The sequence below is a fragment of the Blastococcus sp. SYSU D00868 genome (assembly GCF_054050575.1).
Genome location: NZ_JBJGZO010000001.1, coordinates 228,018 through 244,978 on the forward strand (window position 1 = coordinate 228,018; position 16,961 = coordinate 244,978).

General features: G+C 76.8%; 18 protein-coding genes and 1 pseudogene. 16 read left to right on the forward strand and 3 right to left on the reverse strand.

The window, feature by feature from the left end:
* Positions 1-43: 43 nt before the first annotated feature.
* Entirely contained in the window at positions 44-1,942 is a 1,899-nt protein-coding gene (locus tag ACI79F_RS01095) for a penicillin-binding transpeptidase domain-containing protein (protein WP_456543845.1), read from the forward strand.
* 10 nt (positions 1,943-1,952) lie between these two features.
* Here ACI79F_RS01095 and ACI79F_RS01100 read toward each other — a convergent pair whose 3' ends face one another.
* The 3 genes from ACI79F_RS01100 to ACI79F_RS01110 all read right to left on the reverse strand — a co-directional run bounded on the left by ACI79F_RS01100 (position 1,953) and on the right by ACI79F_RS01110 (position 3,796).
* Positions 1,953-2,684 carry a hemerythrin domain-containing protein gene (locus ACI79F_RS01100; RefSeq protein WP_456543640.1) on the reverse strand — a complete coding sequence of 244 codons (732 nt, stop codon included), beginning with the start codon at positions 2,682-2,684 and terminating at the stop codon, positions 1,953-1,955.
* Between the two features lie 128 nt (positions 2,685-2,812).
* The gene (locus tag ACI79F_RS01105) at positions 2,813-3,280 is read right to left on the reverse strand and encodes a ferritin-like domain-containing protein (RefSeq protein WP_456543639.1); all 468 of its coding nucleotides are present in this window, start codon (positions 3,278-3,280) and stop codon (positions 2,813-2,815) included.
* Between the two features lie 24 nt (positions 3,281-3,304).
* A complete protein-coding gene (locus ACI79F_RS01110) occupies positions 3,305-3,796 on the reverse strand; it encodes a hypothetical protein (RefSeq protein ID WP_456543638.1) in 492 nt (163 codons plus the stop codon).
* A gap of 206 nt (positions 3,797-4,002) precedes the next feature.
* Between ACI79F_RS01110 and rimP the strand changes: the two genes are divergently transcribed.
* The 15 genes and pseudogenes from rimP to rpsO all read left to right on the forward strand — a co-directional run bounded on the left by rimP (position 4,003) and on the right by rpsO (position 16,809).
* Positions 4,003-4,638, forward strand: a complete 636-nt coding sequence (gene rimP / locus ACI79F_RS01115) for a ribosome maturation factor RimP (RefSeq protein ID WP_456543637.1) — start codon at positions 4,003-4,005, stop codon at positions 4,636-4,638.
* Positions 4,639-4,646: 8 nt separating this feature from the next.
* Positions 4,647-5,753 carry a transcription termination factor NusA gene (gene nusA / locus ACI79F_RS01120; RefSeq protein ID WP_456578859.1) on the forward strand — a complete coding sequence of 369 codons (1,107 nt, stop codon included), beginning with the start codon at positions 4,647-4,649 and terminating at the stop codon, positions 5,751-5,753.
* A gap of 77 nt (positions 5,754-5,830) precedes the next feature.
* The gene (locus ACI79F_RS01125; RefSeq protein WP_456578864.1) at positions 5,831-6,169 is read left to right on the forward strand and encodes a YlxR family protein; all 339 of its coding nucleotides are present in this window, start codon (positions 5,831-5,833) and stop codon (positions 6,167-6,169) included.
* Between the two features lie 60 nt (positions 6,170-6,229).
* Positions 6,230-6,376: pseudogene (locus ACI79F_RS01130) on the forward strand (translation initiation factor IF-2 N-terminal domain-containing protein); the annotation flags it as partial.
* Positions 6,377-7,381: 1,005 nt separating this feature from the next.
* Complete coding sequence (gene infB / locus ACI79F_RS01135; RefSeq protein ID WP_456543844.1) at positions 7,382-9,214, forward strand: translation initiation factor IF-2; 1,833 nt, start codon at positions 7,382-7,384, stop codon at positions 9,212-9,214.
* 82 nt (positions 9,215-9,296) lie between these two features.
* Positions 9,297-9,590, forward strand: coding sequence for a DUF503 domain-containing protein (locus ACI79F_RS01140; RefSeq protein ID WP_456543634.1), 294 nt, complete (start codon positions 9,297-9,299; stop codon positions 9,588-9,590).
* A gap of 105 nt (positions 9,591-9,695) precedes the next feature.
* Positions 9,696-10,184, forward strand: a complete 489-nt coding sequence (gene rbfA / locus ACI79F_RS01145; RefSeq protein ID WP_456543633.1) for a 30S ribosome-binding factor RbfA — start codon at positions 9,696-9,698, stop codon at positions 10,182-10,184.
* A complete protein-coding gene (locus ACI79F_RS01150) occupies positions 10,181-10,426 on the forward strand; it encodes a hypothetical protein (RefSeq protein ID WP_456543632.1) in 246 nt (81 codons plus the stop codon). The genes rbfA and ACI79F_RS01150 overlap by 4 nt, the downstream gene beginning before the upstream one ends.
* Positions 10,423-11,469, forward strand: coding sequence for a DHH family phosphoesterase (locus ACI79F_RS01155; protein WP_456543631.1), 1,047 nt, complete (start codon positions 10,423-10,425; stop codon positions 11,467-11,469). The genes ACI79F_RS01150 and ACI79F_RS01155 overlap by 4 nt, the downstream gene beginning before the upstream one ends.
* A 94-nt stretch (positions 11,470-11,563) precedes the next feature.
* A complete protein-coding gene (locus ACI79F_RS01160; protein ID WP_456543630.1) occupies positions 11,564-12,847 on the forward strand; it encodes an MATE family efflux transporter in 1,284 nt (427 codons plus the stop codon).
* Positions 12,848-12,878: 31 nt separating this feature from the next.
* The gene (gene truB / locus ACI79F_RS01165; protein ID WP_456543629.1) at positions 12,879-13,796 is read left to right on the forward strand and encodes a tRNA pseudouridine(55) synthase TruB; all 918 of its coding nucleotides are present in this window, start codon (positions 12,879-12,881) and stop codon (positions 13,794-13,796) included.
* A gap of 82 nt (positions 13,797-13,878) precedes the next feature.
* Entirely contained in the window at positions 13,879-14,217 is a 339-nt protein-coding gene (locus tag ACI79F_RS01170) for an antibiotic biosynthesis monooxygenase family protein (RefSeq protein WP_456543628.1), read from the forward strand.
* A 106-nt stretch (positions 14,218-14,323) separates the two neighbouring features.
* Positions 14,324-15,463 carry a branched-chain amino acid aminotransferase gene (locus ACI79F_RS01175; protein ID WP_456543627.1) on the forward strand — a complete coding sequence of 380 codons (1,140 nt, stop codon included), beginning with the start codon at positions 14,324-14,326 and terminating at the stop codon, positions 15,461-15,463.
* A 2-nt stretch (positions 15,464-15,465) separates the two neighbouring features.
* Positions 15,466-16,422 (forward strand): bifunctional riboflavin kinase/FAD synthetase, encoded by a 957-nt coding sequence (locus ACI79F_RS01180; protein WP_456543626.1) that lies wholly within the window; start codon positions 15,466-15,468, stop codon positions 16,420-16,422.
* A 117-nt stretch (positions 16,423-16,539) separates the two neighbouring features.
* Positions 16,540-16,809: a 30S ribosomal protein S15 gene (gene rpsO, locus ACI79F_RS01185; RefSeq protein ID WP_014742314.1), complete on the forward strand. Its 270-nt coding sequence runs from the start codon at positions 16,540-16,542 to the stop codon at positions 16,807-16,809.
* The last annotated feature ends 152 nt before the right edge of the window (positions 16,810-16,961 follow it).

Sequence of the window (16,961 nt, forward strand, 5' to 3'; positions counted from 1 at the left end):
CCCGGTCCGCCGGGCCCCCAGTGGCAGGCTGGGCCCCGTGGGTATGCGACGGGGAACGGTCCTGGGCTCGGCCCTGACCCTGCTGGCGGTGCCGGTGCTGGCCGCCTGCTCGGGCGGCTCGGACGACGACGAGGTGCGCGACGCCGCCGAGGCGTTCCTGGCCGACTGGGCCGACGGCGATCCCGAGGCCGCCGCCGCGGCCACCGACGACCCCGACGCCGCGACCGCGCTGCTGGAGCAGACGGCGACCGACCTCCCCGAGGCCACCCTCACCGCCGACCTGGGCGACGTGCGGGTCGGCGACGACGGCACAGCCACCGCCGCCTGGACCGCGACCTGGGACCTCGCCGCCGCCCCGGACTGGAGCTACGAGGCCACCCTCGACCTGCGCCAGGCCGACGACGACTGGCAGGTCGTCGCCGCGCCCACGCTCGTGCACCCCGAGCTCGGCGAGGGCCAGCACCTGGAGCTCACCCGGCAGCTGCCCGAGCGCGCGGCGATCACCGACGCGGCGGGGGCGCCGCTGTTCACCCCCACCGAGGTCGTCCGGGTCGGCGTCGACCCCGGCCAGGTGACGGACCTGCCCGCGCTGGCGGCCGCCCTCTCGGCCGCCACCGGCGTCGCCGCGGAGGAGATCGTCGCCGACGTCCAGGCCGCCCCGGCCGGGCAGTTCGTGCCCGTGATCGACCTCCGCCGGCCGGACTTCGAGGCGATCCGCGCGCAGGTGTTCGACCTGCCCGGCGCGGTCTTCCCGACCGAGACCCGGCTGCTCGCGCCGACGTCCCGGTTCGCCGTCGCGCTGCTCGGCCGGGTCGGCGCGGCCACCGCCGAGGTGCTCGAGGAGAGCACCGACGACGACGGCCGGCCGCTGTACGCCGCCGGTGACCAGCTCGGCCTGTCCGGGCTGCAGCGCGCCTACCAGGAGCAGCTCAGCGGCACGCCGGGCTTCACCGTGACCGTGGTCAGCACCGACGAGAGCACCGGCGACGAGGGCCGCGAGGTCGACGCCGTGGCGCCGGTGCCCGGCGAGCCGGTGCAGACCCCGCTGGTCCCGGCGATCCAGACCGCCGCCGAGGCCGCGGTCGCCACGCAGCAGCTGCCCACGCACCTCGTCGTCGTCCGCCCGGGCACCGGGGAGGTGCTCGCCGTCGCCTCCAACCAGGCGGGCAACCCGGCCAACGCCCTGTCCGGGCAGTTCCCGCCCGGCTCGAGCATGAAGACGATCACGGCGACCGCGCTGCTCGGCACCGGCGCGCTCACCCCGCAGACGCCGGTGCCCTGCCCCGGGACGACGGTGGTCGAGGGCCGCGAGTTCGAGAACCAGGACCAGTTCGACCTGGGCACCGTGCCGTTCACCGAGGCCTTCGCCCAGTCGTGCAACACGACCTTCATCCAGCAGGCGCTGCAGCTGCCCGACGACGCGCTCGCGGCCGCGGCGGCGTCCTACGGCGTCGGCTCGGACTGGCAGCTGCCGGTCGACGTCTTCGGCGGCAGCGTCCCGGCCGACAGCACCGGGACGACGAAGGCGGCCGACGCGATCGGGCAGGGCCAGGTGCTCATGAGCCCCGCCCAGCTGGCCCTCGTCGCCGCCGGGATCGCCAGCGGCACCCCGGCCGCCCCCGTCGAGGTGGTCGGTGCCGACCCGGCCGGGGCCGCGCCCGCCGGCCCGGCGCCCGCGGTGCTCGACGCGCTGCGGCCGATGATGCGCGAGGTGGTGCTCTCCGGCACCGCCACGGCGCTGGCCGGCCGCGGCGAGGTGTACGGCAAGACCGGCACCGCCGAGTTCGGCACGGCCACCCCGCCGGAGTCCCACGGCTGGTTCATGGGCTACCAGCTGGCCGGCCCGCAGGGCGACGTCGCGTTCGCCGTCCTCGTCGAGGCCGGGCAGTCCAGCAGGGTCGCCGTCGGCGTCACCGACGCCTTCCTCGGCGGGCTCGGGTAGCCCCGCCCGGTCACACGAACCGGAAGGCGGTCCGCTCGCCGCGCTCGAACCGGCCGCGGAAGGCCCACAGCACCAGCTGCATCGGCCGGCCGAACAGGGCGACCACGCGGGCCAGCGCGGCGTCGTCCAGGCCCTTGGCGCCCCACGGCACGACGAAGGGCAGGTCCCGCGGGCTCGTGCCCTCGCCGGCCGCGTCCTCCACGCGCTGCCAGCCCGCCGCCGACAGGTGCGCCTGCAGCAGCGGCAGCGCCTCGGTCTCCTCGTGCCGCAGGTGCGCGGCGAGGGTGTCGCGGGCGGCGGCGGTGTCCTCGGCCAGCCGCTCGGCGGTGGCGGCGGTGGGCGCGGTCGCCATCGCGGCGAAGCCCTCGGCACAGGCGGCCAGCAGCGGGTCGATCAGCTGGTGCTCGGCCTCCATCGCCTCCAGCGTGGCCCGCCCGGCGGCATCCCCGGTGGCGTCGACCAGCTCGAGGAGCTGCGGCCACAGCGTCGTGTCCTCGACGGTGTGGTGGTGGTGCAGCACCGTCGCGAAACGCTCCCAGCGGCGCGCCAGCGCCGCCCAGGTGGTGGCGGCGTCCACGGGCGTCCGGCGGGCGGCGGCCGCGAAGTCGCGCAGGTCGCGGCGGAACGCGTGGTGGGCCAGGTACAGGCCGGACAGGTCGTGCGGGCCCTCGGCGACGCAGGTCTGCCCGGGCAGGTCCACCTGCGGACGGGCGGCGGGACGGACGGCGGTTCCGGTGGTCATGGCGGGTGCTCCCGGGAGGCTGTCGCCGGGCCCCAGCGGCTCCGGCGGGACCACCGTGGGCCCGTCCGCTTGACCGCCCCTTGCAGCCGCCTTGAAGGCCGCTCGCCGACCGCGTCGCGCCGGCCGCGTCAGTCGGCCGGCAGGCCCGGGAAGGGCGTGGTGGCCGGGGTCTGCCCCGCGGCGGCGCGCCAGCGCACCGCGCGCACCTCGGCGGCGCCGAGCTCCTGCACCGCCAGCGTGCGCGTGGCCGGCTCGACCGCGTCGGCCAGCAGCGCCACCCACGCGGCGCTCGCCCCGCCCTCCAGCACGGCGGCCAGGGCGGCGGCGTCGACCGGCGACAGCACCGGGAACGGCAGCTCGTAGCCGGCCTCGGCCGGGACGGCGTCCAGGCCCCGCTCGTCCAGCAGCGCCGCAAGCCGGTCGCGCACGGCGCGGTGCGCGTTCTCGGCCTCGGCCGCCGGCCCGCGGTCGGCCGGCGGGAGCGCCGCGCCGACCACGCCGTAGCCCCACACCACGGCGTGCTCGGCGGCCACGACCGCGCGCAGGGCGCCGTCCTCGGCCGGATCCGCCCCGCCCGCCTCGCCGTCGTCAGCCACGGGGTCCCCCCTCCGTGCGCGTCCTCATGCCAGCACCGCCTCCTGGCCGCGCAGGCCGGCGGCCACCGAGCCCAGCAGCGCGGCCCGCGCGGCGACCTGGTCGGCGCAGGCGGCCTCGTGGGCGCCCGCCGCCGCGGCCAGCTGCTCGCGCAGCCAGCCCCGCACGTCGCCGCCGGGCGGTGGACCCCCCGCCTCCGCCGGCGCCGACGAGGTCGCGCCCGGCGCCGCGGCGCGCAGCCGGTCCAGCTGCGCCATGGCCTGCTCGGCCTGCGCGGCCACCTGACCGCCCAGGGCGGGGTCGGCGGCCGCCGCCGCGGCGTAGGCCGCCACGGCGGCCTCCTGGACGCCGACCTGCGCGGCCAGCCGGTCGGCCTGCTCCGGGGTGAGCGCGTCGGCGTCCGCGCCGTCGTCGCCCGTGCAGCCGGCCAGCAGCGCCAGCCCGGCCGCGCCGACCGTGCCTGCCAGGAAGGTCCGCCGGGAGAGGCCGGGGGAGCGGGAGGCGGGCGGGGGGAGCATCGCCGCCATCCTCTCAGCCGCCCGCCGGGGCGCCCAGCCGCCGCTCCGGACGCCCGCCGGTCGGGACGGCCCGGCCGCCGGGTCTCGCCCTCCCCGCCCGGGCGGTAACCTGACGATCCGCCCGGTCGGGCCCGGCAGGGGCCACGGGGACCGGGGAGCGGGTCCGCAGGGCACCTGCCCCGACGTCGTCAGCAGGGAGGGAGCCCGTGTCCACCAGTCGCCGCGCCGATCCCGCCGCCGCCCGGCTGACCGGCTGGATCCAGCCGGTCGTCGACGCGGCCGGCTACGACCTCGAGGAGCTCGTGGTCACCCCGGCCGGCCGGCGCAGCGTGGTCCGCGTCGTGGTCGACCGCGACCAGGGCGTCACCCTCGACGACATCGCCGAGGTCAGCCGGGCGGTGTCCACGGCGCTCGACGAGAACGACGGCGAGCTGGGGCGGGCGCCCTACGTGCTGGAGGTCACCAGCCCCGGCGTGGACCGGCCGCTCACCGAGCACCGGCACTGGCGGCGCAACACCGGGCGCCTGGTGACCGTCGCCGTCGGCCCGCAGGGCGCGACCGAGCAGGTCACCGCCCGCGTGCAGGCGGTCGGCGACGAGGGCGTCACCCTGGCCGTGGAGGCGCCGGGCAAGCCCGGTGCCCGCAGGCGGCCGCCGACCGTCCGGCAGGTCCCGTGGGCCGAGCTCGGCGCCGGCCGGGTGCAGGTCGAGTTCGGCCGCGCGAAGGACGACGACCCCGCCGACGACGACCAGGACGACACCGACGACGTCCCCGACGACACCGACGACGACGCCGTGGACGACGACGGCACCGGCCACACAGACGACGAGGACGGACAGTGAACATCGACGTGACCGCCCTCAGGGCGGTCGAGCGGGAGAGGGGCATCCCCGCCGACACGGTCATCGAGGCCATCGAGTCCGCCCTGGTGACCGCCTACCGGCACGCCGACGGCGCGGCCAAGCACGTGCGCGTGCACATCGACCGCAAGACCGGTGAGGCCGTCGTCCTGGCCCAGGAGCTCGGGCCCGACGGCGACGTCGTGCGCGAGTGGGACGACACCCCCTCCGACTTCGGCCGGATCGCCGCGAGCACCGCCAAGCAGGTGATCGTGCAGCGGCTGCGCGACGCCGAGCACGAGCAGACCTTCGGCGAGTACGCGGGCAAGGAGGGCGACATCGTCAGCGGCGTCGTCCAGGCCGACGCGCGGCGCAACGCCCAGGGGGCGGTGCTGCTCGACATCGGCAAGGTGGAGGCCGTGCTGCCGTCCGCCGAGCAGGTGCCGGGGGAGTCCTATCCGCACGGCAGCCGGCTCAAGGCCTACGTGGTCTCGGTCTCCCGCACCTTCCGCGGGCCGCAGGTCACGATCTCGCGCACCCACCCCAACCTGGTCCGCAAGCTGTTCGCCCTGGAGGTCCCCGAGATCGCCGACGGCAGCGTGGAGATCGTCGCCGTCGCCCGGGAGGCGGGGCACCGGTCGAAGATCGCCGTCCGCACCTCGGTGCCCGGGCTCAACGCCAAGGGGGCCTGCATCGGGCCGATGGGTCAGCGTGTGCGCAACGTCATGAGCGAGCTGCACGGCGAGAAGATCGACATCGTCGACTGGTCCGACGAGCCGGCCACGTTCGTCGCCTCGGCGCTGAGCCCGGCCCGCGTGAGCAGCGCCCGGGTGGTGGACCCGCAGGCCAAGGCCGTGCGCGTCGTCGTCCCCGACTACCAGCTGTCGCTGGCCATCGGCAAGGAGGGGCAGAACGCCCGCCTGGCCGCGCGCCTGACCGGCTGCCGCATCGACATCCGCAGCGACGCCCAGCCGGACGAGGCCACGCCCTCCCCGGGGGTGGGGCGGCCGCCGCTGCGGTCGGGCAGCGGGGCGCCCGCACCCGGCGGCCGCCCTGGTGGGGGCGGCTCCGGCCGGGGCGGGCCGGGCGGCCGGGACCCCGGGCGGGTGCGTCGCTGACCGAGCCCGGAACAACCGCGCGCTCGGGCGCGCTAGAGTGCAGGGTGGCCGAGAAGCCGAAGCCGGTCCGCACCTGTGTGGGGTGCCGGACGAGGTCGCCGGTCACCGAACTGCTGCGTGTCGTCGTGGTGGACGGGGCTCTGGTCCCCGATCCACGGCGGGTGCTCCCCGGCCGGGGAGCGTCTCTGCACCCCACCCCGGAGTGCCTGCACGCGGCCGAGAGACGCCGGGCCTTCCCCCGGGCGCTGCGCTGCAGCACCCCGGTGGAGGCCGGTCCGCTCCGGGCCCACGTGCTCGGGGCGGGCGACAACGAACGACAGACCGCAGTTCCCACAGCCGCGCCCGGCACCTCGCCGGGCCGGCACGTCGAGAGCAGGACGTCGTCGGATGAGCCAGCCGTGAAGTCCCCACGATGACCATGCACCACTGACGAAGAGGTCGAGCGGGCCCGCCGCCGGCCTCACCAGAGGAGATCCGTGCCAGGCAAAGCCCGCGTACACGAACTCGCCAAGGAGTTCGGTGTCGACAGCAAGACCGTGCTCGCCAAGCTCAAGGAGCAGGGCGAGTTCGTGAAGTCCGCCTCCTCCACCGTCGAGGCCCCCGTGGCCCGGCGGCTGCGGGAGGCCCTCGGTGCGAGCACCGGTGCCGGCAACGGCGCCCCCGCGGCACCCGCCGGTCCGCGCCCGGGTGCCCCGGCCCCCGGCCCGCGTCCGGCCCCGGTTCCGCAGGCGCCCGCCGCCTCGGCTCCGGCCGCCCCGCCGGCTCAGACCGGCCCCCGTCCCGGTGCCCCGACGCCCGGCCCGCGGCCGGCCGCCCCGGCTCCGCAGGCGCCCGCCGCCCCGGCTCCGCAGGCGCCCGCCGCCTCGGCTCCGGCCGCCCCGCCGGCCCCGGCCGGACCGCGTCCCGGTGCCCCGCGCCCGGGTGCTCCGACCCCCGGCCCGCGCCCGGCCGGCGGCGGTGCCCCCGGTGGTGCCCCGGGCGGCGCCCGTCCGGGCCCCGCTCCCGCCGGTGGCCCCGGCGCCGGTCCGCGTCCCGGCCCCCGGCCGGCTCCGCGACCGGGCAACAACCCCTTCAGCAGCGCGCCGCGTCCCGGCCCCGCGGCCGGTGGCCCGCGTCCCGGCCCGGCGGCCGGTCCCGGCGGTGCCCGTCCGGGTCCCGGTGCCGGTGGCCCGCGTCCCGCGGCCGGTCCGGGCGGTCCCCGTCCGGGTCCCGGTGCCGGTGGCCCGCGTCCCGCGGCCGGTCCGGGCGGTCCCCGTCCCGGCCCCGGCGCCGGCGGTCCCCGCCCGAACCCGGGCATGATGCCGCCGCGCCCCTCGCCGGGCATGATGCCGCCGCGGCCGGCCGGTGCCGGCCGTCCCGGCGGCGGTCCCGGCGGTCCGGGCGGCCGTGGCCGTCCGGGTGGTCCCGGTGGCGGCGGCGGCTTCCGTCCCGGCGGTGGCGGCGGTGCCCCCGGTGGGGGCGGCGCCGGTGCGCCGGCCGGCGGCGGCTTCCGCGGTGGCGGCGGTGGCCGCGGTCGCGGTCGCGGCGGCTCCGGTGCCGGTACCGCGGGTGCGTTCGGCCGTCCGGGCGGGCGTGGTCCCGTCCGCGGGCGCAAGAGCAAGAAGCAGCGGCGCCAGGAGTTCGACCAGATGGCGGCGCCCAGCATGGGCGGCGTCAGCCTGCCGCGCGGCAACGGGCAGAGCGTCCGGCTCCCGCGGGGTGCCTCGCTGACCGACCTGGCCGAGAAGATCGGCGCCCAGCCGGCCGCGCTGGTGACCGCCCTGTTCCACCTGGGCGAGATGGTCACCGCGACGCAGTCGGTCAACGAGGACACGCTGCAGCTGCTCGGCGCCGAGATCGGCTGGGACATCCAGGTCGTCTCGCCCGAGGACGAGGACCGCGAGTTGCTCGAGACCTTCGACCTCACCTTCGGCGACGAGGGTGACCAGGAGGACTGGGAGATCCGCCCGCCGGTCGTCACCGTCATGGGTCACGTCGACCACGGGAAGACGAAGCTGCTGGACGCCATCCGCAACACCAACGTGGTGGCGCGGGAGGCCGGCGGCATCACCCAGCACATCGGCGCGTACCAGATCGACACCGAGCTGGACGGCCAGGAGCGGGCGATCACCTTCATCGACACCCCGGGTCACGAGTCGTTCACCGCGATGCGTGCCCGAGGCGCGAAGGTGACCGACATCGTGGTCCTGGTGGTCGCGGCCGACGACGGCGTCATGCCGCAGACGGTCGAGGCGCTCAACCACGCCCAGGCGGCCGAGGTGCCGATCGTGGTCGCGGTGAACAAGGTGGACAAGGAGGGGGCCAACCCCGCCAAGATCCGCCAGCAGCTCACCGAGTACGGCCTGGTGGCCGAGGAGTACGGCGGCGACACGATGTTCGTCGACGTCTCGGCGGTCACCCGGCAGGGCCTCGACGACCTGCTCGCGGCGATCCTGCTCACCGCGGACGCGTCGCTGGACCTGCGGGCCAACACCGAGATGGACGCGCAGGGTGTCGTCATCGACGCCAAGCTCGACCGCGGCCGGGGCCCCGTGGCCACCGTCCTGGTCCAGCGCGGCACGCTGCGGGTCGGCGACTCGCTGGTCGCCGGTGACGCCTTCGGCCGCGTGCGGTCGCTGCTCGACGAGCACGGCGCCAAGCTGAAGGAGGCCCTGCCGGCCCGACCGGTGCAGGTCGTGGGTCTCACCTCGGTGCCCCGCGCCGGCGACACCTTCCTCGTCGTCGAGGAGGACCGCGTCGCCCGGCAGATCGCCGACCGTCGCCAGGCCCGCATCCGCAACGCGCAGAACGCCTCGATGCGCAAGCGGATCAGCCTGGAGGACCTCGACGCGGCGCTGAAGGAGAACCGTCAGCTCAACCTGATCATCAAGGGCGACAACTCGGGCACCGTGGAGGCGCTCGAGGACGCGCTCATGAAGATCGAGGTGAGCGACGACGTCTCGCTGCGGGTCATCCACCGCGGCGTCGGCGCGATCAGCAAGAGCGACATCGACCTGGCGCTGGCCGACGACGTCATCGTCATCGGCTTCAACGTCCGGGCCGAGGGGCAGGCCACCGAGCTGGCCAATCGCGAGGGCGTCGACGTCCGGTACTACTCGGTGCTGTACGCGGCGATCGAGGAGATCGAGTCGGCCCTCAAGGGCATGCTCAAGCCGGAGTTCGAGGAGGTCGCGCTCGGCAGTGCGGAGATCCGCGAGGTCTTCCGCGTGCCGCGCATCGGCAACGTCGCCGGCTCGATCGTCCGGTCGGGCACGATCACCCGGAACTCGAAGGCCCGGGTGATCCGCGACGGCGTCGTGGTGGCCGACAACCTGACCGTCGAGTCGCTGCGCCGGTTCAAGGACGACGTCACCGAGGTCCGCGAGGGCTACGAGTGCGGCATCGGCCTGGGGTCGTTCAACGACCTCAAGGTCGAGGACGTCATCGAGACGTTCGAGGTCCGCGAGAAGCCGCGCGACTAGGCGAGACAGCACGAGTCGAGGGGGCCGTGGCCGGGTACACCCGGCCACGGCCCCCTCCGACGGCGGCGGGACGGGGGACCGGATGTTCACGGGGTCGCTGACCGCCGACCTGCTGCTGGGCGACGTCCACTCGCTCAAGGGCAAGCGCGCCGTGGTGCGGCCGATCGTGGCCGAGCTGCGGCGCCGGTTCGCGGTGGCCGCCGCCGAGGTCGGCGACACCGACCTGCACCGCCGCGCGCAGGTCGGCATCGCCACCGTCGCCGGGGACGCTCGGCAGGTCGGCGACGTGCTCGACGCGTGCGAGCGGTTGCTGGCCGACCGGCCGGAGGTGACGCTGCTGTCGACGCACCGCCAGCTGTTCAGCGACACGGATTGAAGAAGGACCCCCTCGCCCCCACCGCCCGCACGCTCGCGGTGGGCCCCTGCGAGGGGGCCGCCGAGCCTGACCCAGGTAGGCACCTGGCTGTCCCAAGGAGGTCCGATGGCCGACCCGGCCCGCGCCCGCAAGCTCGCGGTGCGCATCCGACAGATCGTCTCCGCGGCGATCGAGTCCCAGATCAAGGACCCCCGGCTGGGCATGGTGACCATCACCGACGCCCGGGTGACCAGCGACCTGCGCGAGGCCACCGTCTTCTACACCGTCTACGGCGACGCCGTACAGGTCGAGGACTCGGCGAAGGCCCTGGCCAGCGCCACCGGCGTGCTGCGGTCCACCGTCGGCCGGCAGACCGGCATCAAGTTCGTGCCGACGCTGACCTTCGTCGCCGACGCCGTCCCCGACACCGCGCGGGAGCTGGACGCCGCCCTCGAGCGGGTCCGCTCCGCCGACGCCGAGTTGGCCCGGCTGCGCGAGCACGCCACCTACGCCGGCGAGCCCGACCCCTACCGGCACCCCGCCGAGGACGACGACGAGGCCGACCTCGACGCCGACGCCGACCACCCGGCCGAGAGCAGGAGCGCCACCGCATGAGCGAGAACGACCCGGACCCGAACCTGCCCGACCAGGGCCAGGGACGCAGCGAGCTCGGCGGCAAGCCCATGCCGGCCGAGGGCGACCCGACCGACGGGGGCAGGACCGGCCAGATCGGGGAGGCGCCGAGCATCGCGGCCGACGAGCCCGACGACGGCGGGCCGCCCATCCCGGTGGGCGGCGGCGACGTGCGCGAGGAGCCGAACGCCCCGCCGGTGGCCGACCCCGGCCCGGGGTCGTGACCGCGGCCCCGAGACCGGCACCCGAGACCGCACGGACGGCGGCCGGCGTCCTCGCCGAGGCCGCCGCCGCGCGCGCCACGGTCGTGCTGTGCGCGCACGTGCAGCCCGACGCCGACGCGCTCGGCTCGACCCTGGCGCTGGCCGAGGCGCTGCGCCGCCGCGGCGCGCGCGTGCTGGCCACGTTCCCGGAGCCGTTCGTGCTGCCGGTGTCGCTGGGCTGGCTGCCGGGCGCCGCCGGCCTGGTGCCCTCATCGCAGGTGCCGTCCTCGCCGGAGGTCTTCGTCAGCCTCGACGCGGCCTCGCCCGGCCGGCTGGGTGAGCTCGCGCCGCTGCTCGAGCGGGCCGGCACCTCCGTGGTCCTCGACCACCACGCGAGCAACCCCGGCTTCGGCGACGTGCGCATCGTCGACCCGGGCGCCCCCGCGACGGTGACCCTGGTCGCCGACCTGCTCGACGACCTCGGCGTGACCCTGGACGCCACCCTGGCCACCTGCCTGTACGCCGGGCTGGCCGCCGACACCGGCTCCTTCCGGTTCGGCAGCACCCGGCCCGACACGCACGTGCTGGCCGCGCGGCTGCTCGACACCGGGATCGACCACGCCGACATCAGCCGCCGGCTGTTCGACACCGCCCCCTTCGGCTGGCTGCGGCTGTTGTCGCTGGTCACCGGCCGGGCGCAGCTGGAGGCCGGCGTCGGCGCCGGGCTGGTGTGGACCTGGTCCAGCACCGCCGAGGCGGCCGAGCACGGCCTGCCCGGAGAGCAGCTGGAGGCGCTGGTCGACGTCGTCCGCTCCACCGAGGAGGCCGACGTCGCCTGCGTGCTCAAGGGGCAGGACGACGGGAGCTGGTCGGTCTCGCTGCGCTCCCGCGGCGCCACCGACGTCGCCCGGGTCGCGATGGCCCTCGGCGGGGGCGGGCACCGGGCGGCGGCCGGGTTCACCTCGCACGCCGGCCGCGAGGACACGATGGCCGCGATCCGCGCCGCGCTGGGCGCACTGTCGGCCTCCGGCCTCCAACCGCCTCCACGTGCCGTCTCCGGCTGACGCGGAGCCCGAGCCGGCCACCGCGTCGGGAGGCCTCCGGCCCCCGCAACGGGGCGTCCGTGGACCGCGGGGGACCCCGCGCCGGGGCCCGTCCGTGCTCTCCCTCGCCGTCCCCGCGCTCGTGGTGCTGGCCGCCGAGCCGCTGTACCTGCTGGTCGACACGGCGGTCGTCGGCAACCTCGGCACCGTGCCGCTGGGCGGGCTGGCCGTCGGCGGTGGGCTGCTGGCCTGGGCCACGGCGCTGCTGAACTTCCTCGCCTACGGCACCACCGCCCGCGCCGCCCGGCGGGCCGGGGCCGGGGACCGCGCCGGAGCCGTCGCCGAGGGCGTGCAGGCCACCTGGCTGGCCCTCGCCCTGGGCGCCGGCGTGCTGCTGCTGTTCCAGCTGCTGGCCGGGCCGCTGACCCGCCTGCTGGCCGGCGGCGGGGGAGCGGTGGCCGAGGCGGGGGAGCAGTGGCTGCGCATCGCCTCGCTCGGCGCCCCGCTGCTGCTGGTGTCGCTGGCCGGCAACGGCTGGCTGCGCGGGGTGCAGGAGCTGCGCCGCCCGGTCCGGTACGTCCTGGCCGGCAGCCTCACCAGCCTGGTGCTCTGCCCGCTGCTGGTGCACGCCGCCGGCTGGGGTCTGCCCGGGTCGGCGGTCGCCAACGTGCTCGGCCAGGCGCTGACCGCGGCGCTGTTCGTGCGGGCCCTGGTCCGGGAGGGCGCGGGCTGGCGGCCGCGCCCCCGGGCCGTGCGCGCCCAGCTGCTGCTCGGCCGCGACCTGCTGCTGCGGGCGGCGGTCCTGCAGCTGGCCTTCCTCGTCGCCGCCGGGGTCGCCGCCCGCGAGGGGCAGGCGCAGCTGGGCGCCCACCAGATCGCGCTGCAGCTGTTCTTCTTCCTCGCGCTGGTCCTCGACGCCTACGCCATCGCGGCCCAGACGCTGGTCGGGCACGCGCTGGGCGCCGGCCGGCCGGCGGAGGCCCGGGCCACCGCCGCCCGCGTGGCGTGGTGGGGGCTGGGCACCGGTGTGGCGGTCGCGGCGCTGCTGCTCGCCCTGCGCGACGTGCTCGTCCCGTTGTTCACCGGCGACCCGGCCGTGCGCGACCAGGCCGAGCTGGTGTGGTGGTTCCTCGCCGGCTTCCAGCCCCTCGCCGGGGTGGTCTTCGCCCTCGACGGCGTGCTCATGGGCGCCGGCGACGTCGGGTACCTCCGCACGGTCACCATCGGCGCGGCCGTGGTGGGCTTCCTGCCGCTGTCGCTGCTGGCCGGCCCGCTCGGCCTCGGGCTCGCCGGCATCTGGACGGGGCTGACGCTGTTCATCGCGCTGCGCCTGGTCGCCGTCGTCGTCCGGGTGGCGGGGGACCGGTGGCTGACCGCACCTGCGACGGTGAGCGTGTGAGCGCACCCCACACCTCCGCGGGGACCCCGCGGTGAGCCCCCGCCGTCCGGACGCCGACGTCGCCCCCGCGGTCCTGCTGGTCGACAAGCCCGGCGGGATGACCTCGCACGACGTCGTCGCCCGCGCCCGCCGCGCGCTCTCGGTCCGGCGGATCGGCCACGCCGGGACGCTGGACCCCATGGCCACCGGCCTGCTGGTCCTGGGGGTCGGCGCGGCCACCCGCCTGCTCGGCCACCTCGCCGGGTCGGACAAGACCTACGAGGCCACGATCCGGCTCGGGCAGAGCACGGTCACCGACGACCGCGAGGGCGAGGTGCTGGCCACCACCCCCGCCGGGCACCTGGACGACGACGCCGTGCGCGCCGCGCTGGCCGCGCAGACCGGCCCGCTGCTGCAGGTGCCGTCGTCGGTGAGCGCGGTCAAGGTGGCCGGCCGGCGCTCCTACGACCGCGTGCGGGCCGGCGAGGACGTCGTCCTCGAGCCGCGGGCGGTCACCGTGCACCGCCTCGAGGTGCACCGGGTCGTCCGGCCGGAGCCCGACCTGGTCGACGTCGACGTGACCGTCGTCTGCACCGCCGGCACCTACATCCGCGCCATCGCGCGCGACGCCGGCGCCGCGCTCGGCGTGGGCGGGCACCTCACGGCGCTGCGGCGCACCGCCTCCGGCCCCTTCGGCACCGCGCAGGCGGCGCCGGTGGAGGAGGCCGCGGCGGCGCTGGCGGCCGGTGGCGGGCCGGGCGTGCTCGGGCTCGCGGAGGCGGCGACGGCGGTCTTCCCGGCCCGGGCCGTCAGCGCCGAGGAGGCCGTCCACCTCGGCCACGGCCGGCGCATCGCCGCCACCGGCGCGGCCGGGCTCGCCGCGGCGGTCGACCCGGACGGGCGCCTGGTCGCCCTCCTGGAGGACGCCGGCAGCACGGCGCGGGTGGCGGTCGGCTTCCCACCCGGGTGATCACGGTGGTCGACCTCCGGGGCCGACCTCCACGGCCGACCTCCGTGGTTGGTCCTGGCCGGGCCGGGGAAGAGGCACCCGCATGAGCGTCGTCAAGATCAACGCGATCACCGTGCCCGAGGAGCGGCAGGAGCGCTTCGAGGAGCGCTTCCGCGGACGGGCCGGCGCGGTCGAGAGCACCCCCGGCTTCGAGTGGTTCGAGCTGCTGCGCCCGCTGGAGGGCACCGACCAGTACCTGGTCTACACCCGGTGGGAGAGCGAGGCGGCCTACGAGGCCTGGCAGTCCAGCCAGGACTTCGACCGCGCGCACTCCGGCGGCGGGGACACGCTCGCCCCGGCGGCCGCGCAGTCGTCCCACCTGTGGTCCTACGAGGTGATCGAGAACGCCGGGCCGAAGGCGAACCAGGAGAACCAGGCCTGAGCCCCGCCGGGAGCCGCGGGCGGACGTCGGCGGCTCCCGGCGGCGGGACTACTGTGAGCGGGCGGTCCGCAGCACCGGCGGACCGCCCGACACGCAGGTGGGAGCCATGACCGACACCCTCGCCGACAGCCGTACCTCCCCCCGGGTCTTCACCGAGGGCGTACCGGTCGTCGTGGAGGAGCCCCGGCGTCGCCCCGCCGCCGAGCGCCAGCAGCTGCTGGACGACCCGGGCTTCGGTCGCTACTTCACCGACTCGATGTTCGTGGCCCGCTACCGCGTCGGCGAGGGCTGGTACGACGCCCGGCTGACCTCCTACGCGCCGCTGCAGGTCGACCCGGCGACCGCCGCGCTGCACTACGCGCAGTCGATCTTCGAGGGGCTCAAGGCCTACGCGCAGCCCGACGGCAGCGTCGCCACGTTCCGGCCGGAGGCCAACGCCGCGCGCTTCGCCCGCAGCGCCCGCCGCCTGGCCATGCCGCCGGTGCCGGAGGAGGCGTTCCTCTCCGCCGTCGACGCGCTCGTCGACGCCGACCGCGAGTGGGTGCCCACCGGCCCGGACCAGACCCTCTACCTGCGCCCGTACCAGCTGGCCACCGAGCCGTTCCTCGGCGTGCGGCCGGCGCACGAGTACCTGTTCCTGGTCATCGCCAGCCCGGCCGGCGCCTACTTCCCGCGCGGCGTGCACCCGGTGTCGGTCTACCTCTCCGAGGACTACATCCGGGCCGCGCCGGGCGGCACCGGCGACGTCAAGTGCGCCGGCAACTACGCCGCCAGCCTGCTCGCCCAGGAGCAGGCCATCGACGCCGGCTGCGACCAGGTCGTCTGGCTCGACGCGCACGACAAGCGGTACGTCGAGGAGATGGGCGGGATGAACCTGTTCTTCGTCCTCGGCTCCGGGGACGACGCCGAGCTGGTCACCCCCGAGCTCACCGGCACCCTGCTGCCCGGCATCACCCGCGACTCGCTGATCACCGTGGCCCGGGAGCTCGGCCACCGGGTCACCGAGCGCAAGTTCAGCGTCGAGGAGTGGCGGGCGGGGGTCGCCGACGGCACCGTCACCGAGACCTTCGCCTGCGGCACGGCCGCGGTCATCACGCCCGTCGGCGAGGTGAAGGCCCGGACCGGCGACTTCACCGTCGGCGACGGGGCGCCGGGGCCGCTGACCATGCGACTGCGGGAGCACCTGCTCGACGTGCAGCACGGCCGGGTGCCCGACACCCACGGCTGGCTGCACCGGGTCGCCTGAGCGTGCTGCGCTGGCGCGGCCTGGAGGCCGTCCCGGGTGACCTCGGGCGCACCGTCGTCACCGTCGGCATGTACGACGGCGTGCACCGCGGGCACCAGAAGCTGATCGGGGCCGCGGTGGCCCGCGCCCGCTCCCTGGGCCGGCCCTGCCTGCTGCTGACCTTCGACCCGCACCCGGCCGAGGTCGTGCGGCCGGGCTCGCACCCGGCGATCCTCACCTCGCTGGACCGCAAGGCCGAGCTGGTCGAGGGGCTGGGCGTCGACGCGATGTGCGTCCTGCCGTTCACCCCCGACCTCATGCGGCTGTCCCCGGAGTCGTTCACCCACACGGTGCTCGCCTCCACGCTGCACGCCTCGCACGTGGTGGTGGGGGAGAACTTCACCTACGGCCACCGGGCCGCCGGCACCGTCGCGACGCTCACCGCCGAGGGCCGCCGGTTCGGCTTCTCGGTCGAGGGCGTGGGGCTGGCCAGCCTCGCCGAGGAGGCCGACGAGCTGACCATCTCCTCCACCTACGTGCGGGCCTGCGTCGCCGCCGGGGACATGCGCTCGGCCGCCGCCGCGCTGGGCCGGCCGCACCGGGTGGACGGCGTCGTCGTCCGCGGGCACCGCCGCGGCCGGCAGATGGGCTACCCGACGGCGAACGTCGAGAGCCCGCCGTACACCGCCATCCCGGCCGACGGCGTCTACGTCGGGCACTTCGTGCTGCGCGACGTCGAGGGCGCCAGCGGCGCCCGGTTCCCGGCCGCGATCTCCGTCGGCACCAACCCCACCTTCGACGGCACGCGCCGCACCGTGGAGGCCCACCTCATCGACTGGGACGGTGACCTCTACGGCGAGCACTGCGGCGTCGAGTTCACCGCCCGGCTGCGCGGCCAGGTGCGCTTCACGGGGATGCCGGACCTCATCGCGCAGATGGACCAGGACCTGGTCGAGGCCCGCGCCCTCCTGGGGCTCTGACACCCCGGTCCACCCGACCGCGTACGATGAGCTGTCAGGTCTGGGACCTGACCGTGTGTCCACCTGCCCCCGTGATGCAGACCGGGGGCGCACACCTGCCCGCCGGGAGGCGACCGCATGGCGCTCGAGAGCGCGACCAAGAAGCAGATCATGACCGAGTACGCCACGGTCGAGAACGACACCGGCTCCCCCGAGGTGCAGGTCGCGATGCTCACGCGTCGGATCAGCGACCTCACCGAGCACCTCAAGCAGCACAAGCACGACCACCACAGCCGGCGGGGCCTGCTCCTGCTGGTCGGCCGTCGCCGCCGGCTGCTGAACTACCTGGCGAAGACCGACATCAACCGCTACCGCTCGCTCATCGAGCGGCTGGGTCTGCGCCGCTAGCACGTCGAGGGGGGGGGGGGCCCCCCGCCGCGGCCCCCCCCCCCCCGCCCCCCCCCCCCCCCCCCCCCCCCCCCCCCCCCCCCCCCCCGCCCCCCGCCCCCCCCCGCGGGGGGCGGGGGGGGGGGGCGGGGGGTGGGGGGGCGCCGCCCCCC

Bases quoted from the DNA above. Each gene is read 5' to 3' on its own strand.
- ACI79F_RS01095 (WP_456543845.1), top strand. From the start codon at position 44: ATGCGACGGGGAACGGTCCTGGGCTCGGCCCTGACCCTGCTGGCGGTG.
- ACI79F_RS01100 (WP_456543640.1), bottom strand. From the start codon at position 2,684: ATGACCACCGGAACCGCCGTCCGTCCCGCCGCCCGTCCGCAGGTGGAC.
- ACI79F_RS01110 (WP_456543638.1), bottom strand. From the start codon at position 3,796: ATGCTCCCCCCGCCCGCCTCCCGCTCCCCCGGCCTCTCCCGGCGGACC.
- infB (WP_456543844.1), top strand. From the start codon at position 7,382: ATGGCGGCGCCCAGCATGGGCGGCGTCAGCCTGCCGCGCGGCAACGGG.
- ACI79F_RS01140 (WP_456543634.1), top strand. From the start codon at position 9,297: ATGTTCACGGGGTCGCTGACCGCCGACCTGCTGCTGGGCGACGTCCAC.
- rbfA (WP_456543633.1), top strand. From the start codon at position 9,696: ATGGCCGACCCGGCCCGCGCCCGCAAGCTCGCGGTGCGCATCCGACAG.
- ACI79F_RS01150 (WP_456543632.1), top strand. From the start codon at position 10,181: ATGAGCGAGAACGACCCGGACCCGAACCTGCCCGACCAGGGCCAGGGA.
- ACI79F_RS01170 (WP_456543628.1), top strand. From the start codon at position 13,879: ATGAGCGTCGTCAAGATCAACGCGATCACCGTGCCCGAGGAGCGGCAG.
- ACI79F_RS01175 (WP_456543627.1), top strand. From the start codon at position 14,324: ATGACCGACACCCTCGCCGACAGCCGTACCTCCCCCCGGGTCTTCACC.
- rpsO (WP_014742314.1), top strand. From the start codon at position 16,540: ATGGCGCTCGAGAGCGCGACCAAGAAGCAGATCATGACCGAGTACGCC.